Raw genomic sequence first — 12,570 nt, 5'->3', positions numbered from 1 at the left:
TCCATCGCTTCTAGCCGCTTTCGCTTCAGCGATCACGCGACTTTATCTGACCGGTTTATCGATTTCTGTGATGTTTCGCGGCCCCGGCAAACCGAGGCCGCGAGAAATGACTCAGGCGCGCTGTTTCAACAGGTCGCGGATCTCCGAGAGGAGCAGTATGTCTTCCGGCGGAGGAGCAGCCGGTGCTGCTTCCTTCTGCTTTTCAAGCGAGGAGCGCATGCGGTTCACGGCCTTGATCATCAGGAAGATGATCCATGCGAGGATCAGGAAATTGATGAGGACGGTGATGAAGTTGCCATAGGCAAAGACCGCGCCCTGCTGACGGGCAGCAGCGAGAGAGGTCGCCGTCACGTTGGCCGAGAGCGGCAGGAAGTAATTGGAGAAATCGAACCCCCCGCCGGTGAGTGCACCGACAATGGGCATGACGAGGTCTTCGACGACCGACGTCACGATCTTGTTGAACGCAGCGCCGATGATGACACCGACCGCGAGATCCATCACGTTGCCGCGGGCAATAAACTCCTTGAACTCATTCAGCATACGTCTCTCCGTATATCCCCGTTGAAAGCGACCGCCGGCGCTGTCCCGCGCTGCAACCGTTTACGGAAACTAAACCAAAGCGAGAAGCGAGAAAACCTTTCTTTGCCTTTGGTCAGGTCGCGCCTGCGAAAAGAAGGATCAAACTCCCTTCCGCATCCGGCAGATCATTTTCTCTTGCAGCGTCTTGGACTTAAGACTCATGCGCCGGGCAATTCTCAACCTCACGGACTTGTCCTATGCTTCCAGTCGGAGGAGTGAGGCATGCTTTCGGGTTCGGTCATCTTTGCCTCGGCCTTCGCCTATCTGCTGCTGCTGTTTGCAGTCGCGAGCTATGGCGACCGGCGGGCCAGGAGGAAGAGCGCTGCGCTGAAAGGCAGGCCGCTCGTCTATGCGCTCAGCCTTGCGATCTATTGCACGTCCTGGACCTATTTCGGCGGCATCGGGCTTGCGGCCGAGCGCGGGCTTGAATTCACCGGCATCTACATCGGGCCGATCCTGATGTTCACGCTGGGCATGCCGCTGATTCGCAAGATCATTCGCCTTGCCAAGACCGAGAAGCTGACCTCCGTCGCCGACTTCATCGCCGCGCGCTACGGCAAGAACCCGGCGGTGGCGGCGATCGTCGCGCTGATCTCGCTGGTCGGCGCCATCCCCTATATCGCGTTGCAGCTCAAGGCGATTTCGAGCTCCGTCGCAGCGATGATCAACACCAGCGACTATGGCATTGGCGCGGGGCAGAGTTTCATCGACCTGCCCCTGCTCGTGACCTTGTTCCTCGCCTGCTTCGCCATCGTCTTCGGCACGCGCCATACGGACGCTACCGAACATCAGGACGGGCTGATCCTGGCGATCGCGATGGAATCGGTGGTCAAACTCGTCGCGCTCGTCACCGCCGGCTTCTACATCGTTTTTGTGATCTTCAACGGGCCGGCGCATCTCTGGTCATTGGCCACCGAGAGCCCGGCGGTGCAGTCGGCGCTTTCCTATGAGACCCCGACCGCCCGGTGGATCCTTTTGATCGTTACCTCCGCCTTTGCGATCATCATGCTGCCGCGGCAATTCCATGTGACGGTCGTCGAAAACCGGACCGACGGGGAACTGCGTACCGCCGGCATCCTCTTTCCGCTCTATCTGCTCGGCATCAATCTCTTCGTGCTGCCGATCGCGATTGCCGGCATCCTCACTTTTTCGGGCTCCGGCGACGCGGATCTTTACCTGCTCACCCTGCCGCTCGCCAACGGCCTGCCGCTTCTGACGCTCATCACCTTCATCGGCGGCTTCTCGGCAGCAACGGCCATGGTCATCGTCGCCTCCGTGGCGCTGTCGATCATGATCTCCAACGATATCGTCATGCCGGTGTTCCTGCGCCGCAACCTCGGCCAGCGTGGCGGCCTGCAGGAAGATCTCGCCGGGACGCTGCTCAACATCCGCCGTTCGGCGATCTTCGTCGTGCTGCTGCTTGGCTATGGCTACTATCGCTCCGCCGACATCAGCGCCGGGCTTGCGTCGCTCGGGCTGCTCTCCTTCGTCGCCATCTCGCAGATGGCGCCGGCGATGCTCGGCGGCCTCGTCTGGCGCCAGGCGAATGCGCGCGGCGCGATCACCGGCATGGTTTCCGGCTTCTTCGTCTGGGCCTATCTCTTGTTCCTGCCGAGCCTCGGCGGACCGGACAACTCCCAAGTCGCGGCAACGGTGCTGAGCTTCCTGCTGCCATTTACCGACCTGTTCTCGGGCCCCGGCGCCGATCCGCTGGTGAATGCCACGACGCTGAGCTTCCTCGTCAACTGCAGCGCCTATGTGCTGGCCTCGCTGACCCGGACGCCGAAGCCGATCGAGCGTTTTCAGGCCGGCATCTTCATCACCCGACGGTCGCGCACCGAGGGCACCTTCCGCGGCCGCAAGACCAAGGTCACGGTGCGCGACCTCAAGGCGACGATCGGCCGCTACATGGGCACGGAACGCATGCAGCGCTCCTTCCACACCTACGAACGTCAATCCGGCCGCTGGCTGGACGACAACGCGCCGGCAGACATGGCGGTCGTGCATTTTTCCGAGCAATTGCTCGGCAGCGCCATCGGCTCGTCCTCGGCACGCCTCGTGCTCTCGCTCGTCCTGCAGCGCGGCGACGATACGTCATCGGACACAGCCTGGCTGCTCGACCAGGCAAGCGAGGCACTGCAATACAATCAGGACATGCTGCAGACCGCGCTCTCGCAGATGGACCAGGGCATTGCCGTCTTCGACAATGCCAACAACCTGATCATCTGGAACCGGCGTTTTCGCCAGTTGCTCGACCTGCCGGAAGCCGCCGGCCAGGTGGGCTTTCCGCTTGCCGACATCGTTTCGATCCTCGCCAGACGCGGCGATATCCGCAAGGACCAGGAAAAAGGACTGATCGCCAACTTCCTGACGCTCGACAAGCCCTTCCTGCTCGAACTTGGCAATGGCGAACGCATCATCGAAGTGCGCACCAATGCCATGCCCGACAAGGGCATCGTCACCACCTACACCGACATCACCCAGCGCGTTGCCGCCGATATGGCGCTGAAGCAGGCGAACGAGACGCTGGAACTGCGTGTTGCCGAGCGCACCGGCGAACTCACCCGCGTGAACCGGGAACTCGCCGAAGCCCGCGCAGCGGCGGAAGAGGCCAATATCGGCAAGACGCGGTTCTTCGCGGCCGCCGGCCACGATATCCTCCAGCCGCTCAACGCCGCCCGCCTCTACTCGTCCTCGCTGGTCGAGCGACTTGGCGATTCCGACGACAGCACGCTCGTCGAAAACATCGATTCCTCGCTGGAATCGGTCGAGGCCATTCTCGGCGCCGTGCTCGACATTTCGCGTCTCGACACCGGCGCGATGAAGCCGCGGCTGCAATCCGTACCGCTCAGCGACCTGCTCCGACGCATCGAAACCGACTTCGCCCCGATCGCGCGCGCCAAGGATCTCGAACTGGTGGTCATGCCGACCTCGCTTACCGTGCGCAGCGATCCGAACCTGCTTCGCCGCGTGGTGCAGAACCTGGTTTCCAATGCAATCAAGTATACGCTCACCGGCAAGGTGCTGGTCGGCGTGCGCAGGCATGGCGCGATGGCGACGATCGAGGTGCACGATTCCGGCATCGGCATCCCATCCTCCAAGTTCCGTACCGTCTTCAAGGAATTCGCCCGGCTCGACGAAGGCGCGCGCACCGCCTCCGGTCTCGGCCTCGGCCTATCGATCGTCGACCGCATCTCGCGCGTGCTCAATCATCCGGTCAGCCTGCAATCGACGCCCGGCAAGGGCACGGGTTTCAAGGTGACCTTGCCGCTGGACGCAAGCGCCGGCGAACAGGTCCCGGTCCGCCCGGCCGTTGCCAACAAGGCGAGCGAGGCGCTCAACGGCCTGCGCGTGCTCTGCATCGACAACGAACCGCGCATCCTCGAGGGCATGAAAGTGCTGCTTTCGGGCTGGGACTGTGTCGTCGCTACGGCGGAATCGGTTGCCGCCTGCGCCGACCTGGCGGGACAGCCGGCCGAAAAGCCGCACGCGATCATCGCCGACTATCATCTCGACGACGGCACCGGCATCGAGGCGATCGCGAAGATCCGGCTTTCGGCCGGCGAAGCGATCCCGGCCTTGCTGGTGACGGCCGACCGTTCGCCGGAAGTGCGCGCCGCAGCCGAGCGCGACGGCGTTTCGATCCAGAACAAGCCGGTGCGGCCGGCGGCGATGCGGGCGTGGCTGACGCAGCTTTCGACGGCGGCAAGAGCGGCCGCGGAATAAGCTACTGTCCTCGATTTAAGGACAAATGTATTCAGCCGTTCAGAGTGCTACAGCGACCGTTGCGCGTCTGACAAGAGTACACGACACTCCCGTTTTCATGGTGCGGTTTTGCGTGCAGAAAGGGCGAAGGTATCTATCCCGCTCAACATAACTGGCGTGTACTCTGGCGTCTTAAAAAGACGCGCGGCGCTGTAGGCTCGGCGTCGCGCCTCAAGCGGCGGCAACGGTGCCGATCTTCGAGAGCTGGATCACCGCCTGGGTGCGGCTGTCGACATTGAGTTTCAGCAGGATCGCCGAGACATGGGCCTTGATGGTCGCCTCGGAGACGCCGAGCTCATAGGCGATCTGCTTGTTGAGCAGGCCCTCGCCCAACATGCTGAGGACGCGCGACTGCTGCGGTGTCAGCGTCTGCAGCCGCTGGAGCAGATCGGCGACTTCCGGTTCGTATTCCTGGGCCTGATCGTAACCGGCCGGCACGAAGACCTCACCGGCCATCACCTTCTCGATGCCCTCGCGGATCTCCTCGATACCGGCCGACTTCGACAGGAAGCCGGACGCGCCGAGGTCGAGCGCGCGGTGGATCGTCGCCGGGTCATCATGGGCGGAAACCACCATGACCGGCAGGCTCGGAAACTCGGCGCGAAGCGCAATCAGGCCGGAAAGACCGCTGACACCGGGCATGGTCAGGTCCAGCAGCAGGAGATCGGCATCCGGACAATCGGCTGCGGCCTTGCGCGCGGCGGCGAAATCGCCCGCCTCGACGATGGAGGGGGCCCCCTCCATGCCGCTCAGCGCCTGGCGCATGGCGCCCCGAAACAGCGGATGATCGTCCGCAATGATGATGGTCATGTCCGGCGTCATGTCGCTCCCTCCCAAGAGCCCGGTCTGCGACCTGCACGCCTCCACGCGCCGATCCGCATCCCGCATGGCCGATCCGGTGTCTCAGGTCTTCTGCGACTCCGTCGCGGGGTCGCTGCCTTCGAGATCCTTCACGATATCCATGAACTTGCGCATCATTCTTTCCATGATGCCCATTGTCCGGTCAATCTCTTCGTCGGTCGGAAGGTTCGGTTTCGCGATGCTTTCACCGGATTTGACGGCCTTTTCCAAGGTCTCCACCCGTTTGGTCAGGAGGTCGATCTCCAGCTCCAGCGCTGAGCGTTCGTCCGCTGCCATGCGGCAGACGAGTTCGCCATTCCTTTCCTGGCAGAGCGACACTTCGCCGGTTTGCGTATCAAGCCGGGCAATCCCGGTCTCGGATTTCTGCATGCTGTAGCGGCCGGGCGCCGGATCCTGCGCCAAGGCGATGCCGGCGGATGCCAGGCCGGCTCCGATCAGAAGTGCGACAGTAGCTTTTCTCATGACGTCCTCTCCGTTGCGGTCCTTGCCAGATGACGTCCGGCACATGAACGGGAAGAGCGAAATCGATCTTCACCACCGATTATGCGCGAATCGACGCCCTTCTGCGATGGACAATCGCCGATATTTGCGGCAAGGCCACGACAGAAGATTACGGGGGCAGACGGGCACAATGGGTTCCATCATCTACAAGATCGTTCCGGCCTCGCTGTGGCAGGAAGCCAAGCGTAGCGGACGCTTCGACGGCGCACCCGTCGACCTCGCCGACGGCTTCATCCATTTCTCCACCGCCGAACAGGCCGTGGAAACGGCAGCGCGGCATTTCGAGGGACAGGAAGGCCTGCTTCTGGTCGCTGTCGACGGAGACGCGCTCGGCGAGGAACTGGTCTACGAACCCTCGCGCGGCGGCGCCCTCTTCCCGCATCTCTATGCCCCACTCTTCCTGTCCGCCGTGGTCTGGGAAAAACCCCTGCCGCTTGGCGCCGATGGCCTGCATATCTTCCCGGAACTTGACGCATGAATCCGCTTACCAATCTCGCCCGCCGCGGCCTCTTCCTGTTCGATCCCGAGGCCGCGCACGGCCTGTCGATCAAGGCGCTAAGGTCCGGGCTTGTGCCGAGCTGTCCGGCCAAGGCCGACAAACGACTTTCCCAGACGGTCGCCGGCATCGACTTCCCGAACCCGATCGGCATGGCTGCCGGCTATGACAAGAATGCCGAGGTGCCGGAGGCGCTCCTGAAGATCGGTTTCGGCTTCACCGAGATCGGCACCGTCACGCCGAAGCCGCAAGCCGGAAACGACAAGCCGCGCATCTTCCGGTTGGTCGAGGACGAGGCCGTCATCAACCGCCTCGGCTTCAACAACGAGGGCCACGGCGCAGCCCTGGCACGGCTCAAGGCCTGCTCGCGCGCGTCGCTGATCGGCGTCAATATCGGCGCCAACAAGGATAGCGCCGACCGTGTTGCCGACTATGTGAACGGCATTCACACGTTCTATTCCGTCGCCCGTTACTTCACCGCCAACATCTCCTCGCCGAACACGCCGGGGCTGCGCGACCTTCAGGCGCGCGAGAGCCTCGCCGCTTTGCTGTCCGCCGTGCTCGCCGCCCGCGACGAGGAAGCCCGCAGCAGCAACCGGTATGTGCCGGTGTTCCTGAAGATCGCGCCTGATCTGACGGAAGAAGGCATGGACGACATTGCGGCCGAAGTTCTCGCCCACAATCTCGACGGCCTGATCGTCTCCAATACGACGCTGTCGCGCGAGGGCCTGAAGGACCAGCGCCAGGCGAAGGAAGCCGGCGGCCTCTCCGGCAAGCCTCTCTTCGAGAAATCGACGGCGGTCCTTGCCCGCATGCGCAAGCGCGTCGGGCCAAATCTTCCAATCATCGGGGTCGGCGGTGTCAGTTCGGCCGAGACCGCGGCGGAAAAAATCCGCGCCGGCGCCGACCTGGTCCAGCTCTATTCCTGCATGGTCTATGAAGGCCCTGCCCTGCCGGGCCGCATCGTGCGCGGCCTTTCCGATCTCTGCGACCGCGAGCGGCTCACCTCGATCCGCGACATCCGCGACAGCCGTCTCGACTACTGGGCCGGCCGGAAGGTCTGACGCGCCTTCGCCGGAATTCTCGATAGCAGGAACAGGCCGCGCATCAGCAGGAAGAGGTTGAGGCCGGTCCAGAGCCCGTGGTTGCCGAAGGCGGGCACCAACACGGCCAGCGCCGCGACGTAGCCGACGAAAGCCGCGACCATCATGTTGCGCATCTCGCGCGACCAGGTGGCGCCTATGAAGACGCCGTCCATCAGGAAGGCGAGCGCGCCCGTCACCGCCGTCATCGCCGCCCACGGCAGATATTCGTAGGCGACAGCGCGAACGTCGGTCGCCGTCGTCAGGAGATCGATCAGCCGGTCACCGAACAGCAGCAAGCCCGCGGTCGTCAGGAGCGCGAGCCCCAGCGACCAGGCGGCCGTCAGCCGCAGCGCACGGTCGAAAGCCGGACGGTAATGGGCGCCGATCGAACGGCCGATCAACTGTTCGGCAGCATTGGCGAGGCCATCGAGGTAATAGCCGGCCACCAGGAAGATCGTCATCAGCACCGCGTTTGCCGCAAGCGTCACCGGCCCGAAGGCGGTGCCGATGCGCGTCATCAGCGTGAAAGCAGCGAGCAGAACGAAGGAACGGATCATGATGTCGCGGTTGAGGCCGAAGAGCGGCTTCAAGCGTTCGCGATCGAAGATCAGCGCCCAGCCCGGTGCGTCCTTACGATCGAAGCGACCATAGACGATGGCAAAGCCGGCGAGCGCGCCGATCACCTCGCCGGTGACGGTTGCGAGCGCCACACCCATCACGCCCCAGCCGAGGATGAGACCGAGCAGGATCGACAGGACGATGTTGATCCCGTTGATCAGCGTCTGCAGCATCAGACCGATCGTGCCTTCGCCGCGACCGAGGACAAAGCCGAGAATGGCATAGTTCGCAAGGGCGGCCGGCGCCGAAATGATGCGACAGAGAAAATAGGTACTGGTCACGGCGGCCACCTCCGGCTCAGGCCCCATAAGCCAGAGACCGCCGGACAACAGAAGCGGCGAAATGAGAAGACTGACCGTGCCGCAAATGAGCGCGATGATCAGCGACCGCCAAAACACCGCCTGCTGCTCGCGCCGGTCGCCACGGCCATAGGCCTGGGCGACGAGACCGGTGGTCGCCGCGCGCAGGAAATTGAAGGTGGTGAAGATCAGGTCGAACATCACGGCGCCAACCGCGAGCCCCGCCAGCAAAGTCGCCTGCCCCATGCGCCCGACGACGGCCGTATCGACGAGACCGAGCAATGGTGTCGTCAGGAAGCCGAGCGTCATCGGCAGCGCAATCGCCAGGATCAACCGATGGGTGACATGAAAGGCTCCGGCGGTATCGCGCGGCAGGGCGGAGGAAGCGGTCATCGAACGGTCCGGCGTGATGGGTGATGTGACGACCGTTGTAGGGACAGAGGATGGGCCGATGCAAGTTAGCATGCACGGTTATGGCGACAAACGTCTCAGCGCCTCAACTGCCCCTCACCTACCCTCCTCCCCAGGCAGGGAGAGGGGACGTGCGCAGCCGCAGCGCCGCATCCCGGAATGCCGACGGAGAAGCTGTGTCATCGAGGCAGAATTGGTGGACCGAGTGATTGCCGCGCGTGCCCTTCTCCCCGCCTGCGGGGAGAAGGTGGCCGGCAGGCCGGATGAGGGGCAAAGCTCTATGCGAGCGGAAGAGCGCTCAGCCCGACAGCACCATCGCCCAAAAGGGGCGGTTGTCGGAGGCGGCGTTCTGGGCGACGGCAACGCCGAGGCCGCGATAGTTGCCGAGCATGTTTTCGAGATGCTTCGGCGACTTGTACCAGGCGTCATAGGCGCGTTCGGCGTCGTCCTGGCCCATGGCGATGTTTTCGGCCGCCGGCAGGGTTACGCCCTGGCCCTTCATGCGGTCGTAGAAACTGTCGTTCCAGCCGATGAGATGCTGCATTTTGCCGATCTTGGCCATGCGCACCGCCTGATTCATTGCTGCGAGCGAGGCCGCGTGGTCCGCCACGAGCTCGGTCAGTCCCTTGCCCTTGCGCAGCTTGTTGACATAACCGAGGCTCGCCTCGGTCTGGTCGCTGCTGGTGCCGCTTTCAGGCGTCAGCACCTTCGACGTCGTGCAGCCGGCCAGCGCGCCGAGCGAGATAATGGCGGTAGCACGCAGCAGGCCGCGGCGTTCGATCAGAAGAAACCGGTCGTGCATCATCAGCGCCGGTAGCTCAGAACACGCAGGATCACGAAGGCCGGCACGACGATCGCGGCACCCAGCAGCAGATAGTCACCCACCCGGCCAAGCGCGGCAAAGCCGGTGTACCAGAGGTCGAGCAGGAAGTTGCGGACCGCGAAATAGATATCGGTCGGATACCAGCCGAAGACGGTCATGACGAAGCCGACGAGGATCGACACCACGACGAGCTTGACCAGCACGCGCAGCGGCGAGTCACCCAAGAATCTGTTCATTCCGTCCGACATCCGCGAACTTCTCCTGTTTGTCTTCACATAAGCCGCGATCGGCAGCGTCGCAAGTCATTGGATCCGGCAGGCACGGCCCAAGCTTCCATTTGCGCCAGATTCCGCTTGTGTTTTGCGGCTTCCGGCGTCAGAAGCGCTGATCGCAACCAATATCTCACATTGATGACGCTCAACCAGCTCTCCTCCGGCGACCTGATCGCCGACCGCCGCGCCGACTACGCAAAAATGCTTGCCGATGGCGGCGAGCCCGGTAGCGCGGCCGAACTCATGGCACAGGCGCTGGAACGGGCGCCGGACTGGGCAGCCGGCTGGTTTCGGCTCGCGGACTATGAGGAGAAATCGGGCCGGAAAGAGGCGGCAATCGACGCACTCAGAAAAACCCTGGAGCTCAGCCCCGAGGACATCTTTGGCGCCGGCCTGAAGCTGGCGCTTCTCGGCGCCGCCGCGATGCCGGAACAGCCGCCGAGCCTCTATGTCGAACGGCTCTTCGACGACTATGCCGACCGCTTCGACAAGGCGCTGGTGGAGAAGCTCGGCTACACCGTGCCGCAGAAGCTTGCAGCACTGATCCAAAGCCGCACCGGAGGCCTCATCTTCGAGCATGTGACGGATCTCGGCTGCGGCACCGGCCTCTTCGGCGAACGCATCCGGGATCAGGCGCAATTTCTCGAAGGTTTCGACATCTCCATCAACATGCTCGCCAAGGCCGAGGCGAAATCCACCTATGATCGGCTGGCACGCGCCGATCTTTCACTCCCGCCGGAGACCTCCGGCATCTTCGGCAACTTCGCTCCCGCCCGGGCCGATCTCGTCAGCGCCGCCGACGTTCTCATGTATCTCGGCAATCTCGACAGCGTCTTCGACATTACCCTCCGACTGCTTGCCGCCGACGGCTACTTTGCCTTTTCCGTCGAGGATGCGGGCGATGGCGGGGATTTCTTGCTGCGGCCCTCGCTGCGCTATGCCCATAGCGAAGCCTATATCCGCGGCCTCTGCGCGGCGCATGGGCTGGAGCTCAAGGCCATCGAGCGCACTGTCATCCGCATGGATGCCGGCGAGCCGGTTTTCGGCATCCTGTTTTTGGCGCGCAAGCCTGCGTAAAACGCAAGGCAGAGTTGCAAAAATAAGTCAGCATTACTGACATATTTTTCTTGATTGTTGTTGTGCATTGCAGCATTGCTGCGGTCATCGCAATCGAGGTTTTGCCATGGCTCAGATCAGCAGCGTTTTCGGTCTCTGGAACACCAGCCCGACCCGGCACACGCCGGTCGAGGACCTGCAGGGAATCTTCACCGGCAGCCTGATCGCCGCCCTCGGCCTCTACTTCCTCGCAAGCGCCGGCCTGCTCACCGGCAGCACGGCGGGCGTCGCCTTCCTGCTGCACTATGCGTTCGGCATCAATTTCGGTCTCGCCTTCTTCCTGCTCAACCTGCCGTTCTTCTATCTCTCCTGGAAGCGGCTTGGTCCCGCCTTCACGGTCAAGACCTTCATTGCAATCGGCCTCACCTCGTTCCTCACCGACGTCCAGTCACGTCTCTTCCAGATCGGCACGATCCAGCCCGCCTGGGCGGCATTGCTCGGCGGCCTGCTGCTCGGCTACGGGTTGCTGGCGCTCTACCGCCACCGCGCCAGCCTCGGCGGCGTCGGCATTCTCGGCATCTACCTGCAGGAGCGTTTCGGCATCCGGGCCGGCCTCGTGCAGCTTGCGATCGACATGGTCGTGCTTGTCGCCGCCTTCGGCGTGACATCGCCCACCGTCGTCGCCTGGTCGGTGCTCGGCGCGGTCGTCCTGAACCTGTTCGTGGCCATCAACCACCGCGCCGACCGTTACATCGCGCTTTAAGAGCGACGCAAGAACTAAGCAGCCTTTGCCGGCGCGTCGACCGGATGCTGGGAGCGGAAGCCGACGGCGATCCGGTTCCAGGTGTTGATCACGCCGATCGCGACCGTGATCTTGGTGATTTCGGCCTCGGTGAAATGTTCCTTCAACGGCTCGAAGTCTTCATCCGGCGCACGCGTCTGGGCGATGTTGGTAAGCGCTTCCGTCCAGGCGAGCACGGCGCGTTCGCGCGCATCGTAGATCGGCGATTCTCGCCAGGTGCAGATCAGGTGAATCCATTGCTCGCTGAGGCCGCTATGGCGCGCCTCCTTCACATGCATGTCGACGCAGTAGGCGCAGCCGTTGATCTGCGAGGCCCGAAGCTTGATCAGGTGGATGAGGCGGGGCTCCAGGCCCGAGTCCTTGACGACGTATTTATCCAGCGCCACGACGGCCTTGTACGCATCCGGGGCAGCTTCGACGAAATTGAAACGCGGTTGCATGCACTTCTCCTTGGGTTGAAGGGAACTTCTGGGGTAGCGTCGATCTCAAGCGCCGGCGGCTGACCGGCGTTCGTGGATCTCAAGGAACGCATTGGTTCTTGCGGCAATGCTGCCGTCATCCTTGGCGTTCAAATCGTCCAGGATGCCGGCGATCGTCATCCGCCGGAGTTCGGCGCGATAGGCCTGCTCGGCCTTCAGCATCGCGACATTGATCGTGCAGGGCGCGGTCGGCTTGCAGGCATAGGGGTTGGGACCGCGCAGGCGGATCTCGTTGCAACGGAACGCCGGCTCCGGTCCCTCGACCGCGAGCACGATGTCGAGCAGGGTGATTTTCTCCGGCTTGCGGGCAAGGCGATATCCGCCCTTCGGTCCCGGCACGGCTTCCAACACCCCTGCTCCCGACATCGCCTGCAAATGCTTCAGGAGATAGCTGGTCGAGACGCCATGAAACTCGGCAAGTGCTGCAGCCGACAGCGTGCTGCCCGGCTGCAGGCAACTCAACATGGTCACGCTGTGAATGGCCTGCTCGACCCCATCACCGAGTTTCATGCCTGCCTCCTTA

The 12,570-nt window shown here is 63.1% G+C and carries 13 protein-coding genes; 5 read left to right on the top strand and 8 right to left on the bottom strand.

Features of this window, described 5'->3' with window-relative positions; translation table 11 throughout:
- Positions 1-111: 111 nt before the first annotated feature.
- Positions 112-540, bottom strand: a complete 429-nt coding sequence (mscL, locus tag AC1Z3V_RS19905; RefSeq protein WP_429812717.1) for a large conductance mechanosensitive channel protein MscL — start codon at positions 538-540, stop codon at positions 112-114.
- A 261-nt stretch (positions 541-801) separates the two neighbouring features.
- Between mscL and AC1Z3V_RS19900 the strand changes: the two genes are divergently transcribed.
- On the top strand, positions 802-4,305 hold the full coding sequence (locus AC1Z3V_RS19900; protein WP_483501273.1) for a PAS domain-containing hybrid sensor histidine kinase/response regulator: 3,504 nt from the start codon (positions 802-804) through the stop codon (positions 4,303-4,305).
- Positions 4,306-4,515: 210 nt separating this feature from the next.
- Here AC1Z3V_RS19900 and AC1Z3V_RS19895 read toward each other — a convergent pair whose 3' ends face one another.
- The gene (locus AC1Z3V_RS19895; protein WP_483501271.1) at positions 4,516-5,166 is read right to left on the bottom strand and encodes a response regulator; all 651 of its coding nucleotides are present in this window, start codon (positions 5,164-5,166) and stop codon (positions 4,516-4,518) included.
- 81 nt (positions 5,167-5,247) lie between these two features.
- Positions 5,248-5,667 carry a hypothetical protein gene (locus tag AC1Z3V_RS19890; RefSeq protein ID WP_483501270.1) on the bottom strand — a complete coding sequence of 140 codons (420 nt, stop codon included), beginning with the start codon at positions 5,665-5,667 and terminating at the stop codon, positions 5,248-5,250.
- Between the two features lie 169 nt (positions 5,668-5,836).
- Here AC1Z3V_RS19890 and AC1Z3V_RS19885 point away from each other — a divergent pair, with 169 nt between their 5' ends.
- Positions 5,837-6,184: a DUF952 domain-containing protein gene (locus AC1Z3V_RS19885; RefSeq protein WP_173515525.1), complete on the top strand. Its 348-nt coding sequence runs from the start codon at positions 5,837-5,839 to the stop codon at positions 6,182-6,184.
- A complete protein-coding gene (locus AC1Z3V_RS19880) occupies positions 6,181-7,266 on the top strand; it encodes a quinone-dependent dihydroorotate dehydrogenase (protein ID WP_483501268.1) in 1,086 nt (361 codons plus the stop codon). Before AC1Z3V_RS19885 ends, AC1Z3V_RS19880 begins: the two co-directional genes overlap by 4 nt.
- On the opposite strand, the gene AC1Z3V_RS19875 is transcribed toward AC1Z3V_RS19880, so the two are convergent.
- The 3 genes from AC1Z3V_RS19875 to AC1Z3V_RS19865 form a co-directional block, all read right to left on the bottom strand.
- Positions 7,242-8,597 (bottom strand): MATE family efflux transporter, encoded by a 1,356-nt coding sequence (locus AC1Z3V_RS19875; protein ID WP_483501267.1) that lies wholly within the window; start codon positions 8,595-8,597, stop codon positions 7,242-7,244. The genes AC1Z3V_RS19880 and AC1Z3V_RS19875 overlap by 25 nt on opposite strands.
- Before the next feature lie 316 nt (positions 8,598-8,913).
- Positions 8,914-9,417, bottom strand: a complete 504-nt coding sequence (locus AC1Z3V_RS19870; protein ID WP_483501265.1) for a CAP domain-containing protein — start codon at positions 9,415-9,417, stop codon at positions 8,914-8,916.
- A 2-nt stretch (positions 9,418-9,419) separates the two neighbouring features.
- The gene (locus AC1Z3V_RS19865) at positions 9,420-9,686 is read right to left on the bottom strand and encodes a DUF6460 domain-containing protein (protein WP_113132103.1); all 267 of its coding nucleotides are present in this window, start codon (positions 9,684-9,686) and stop codon (positions 9,420-9,422) included.
- A gap of 162 nt (positions 9,687-9,848) precedes the next feature.
- Here AC1Z3V_RS19865 and AC1Z3V_RS19860 point away from each other — a divergent pair, with 162 nt between their 5' ends.
- Both AC1Z3V_RS19860 and AC1Z3V_RS19855 read left to right on the top strand, forming a co-directional pair.
- Entirely contained in the window at positions 9,849-10,787 is a 939-nt protein-coding gene (locus AC1Z3V_RS19860; protein ID WP_483501264.1) for a class I SAM-dependent methyltransferase, read from the top strand.
- 106 nt (positions 10,788-10,893) lie between these two features.
- Positions 10,894-11,529: a YitT family protein gene (locus AC1Z3V_RS19855; RefSeq protein ID WP_483501262.1), complete on the top strand. Its 636-nt coding sequence runs from the start codon at positions 10,894-10,896 to the stop codon at positions 11,527-11,529.
- 14 nt (positions 11,530-11,543) lie between these two features.
- On the opposite strand, the gene AC1Z3V_RS19850 is transcribed toward AC1Z3V_RS19855, so the two are convergent.
- Positions 11,544-12,008 (bottom strand): carboxymuconolactone decarboxylase family protein, encoded by a 465-nt coding sequence (locus AC1Z3V_RS19850; RefSeq protein WP_429812744.1) that lies wholly within the window; start codon positions 12,006-12,008, stop codon positions 11,544-11,546.
- Positions 12,009-12,053: 45 nt separating this feature from the next.
- Positions 12,054-12,557 carry an Rrf2 family transcriptional regulator gene (locus AC1Z3V_RS19845; protein WP_483501260.1) on the bottom strand — a complete coding sequence of 168 codons (504 nt, stop codon included), beginning with the start codon at positions 12,555-12,557 and terminating at the stop codon, positions 12,054-12,056.
- Between the last annotated feature and the right edge of the window lie 13 nt (positions 12,558-12,570).

This window comes from Ensifer sp. 38_S197, assembly GCF_056924495.1.
This window is presented reverse-complemented; position numbering and strand designations above follow the sequence as displayed.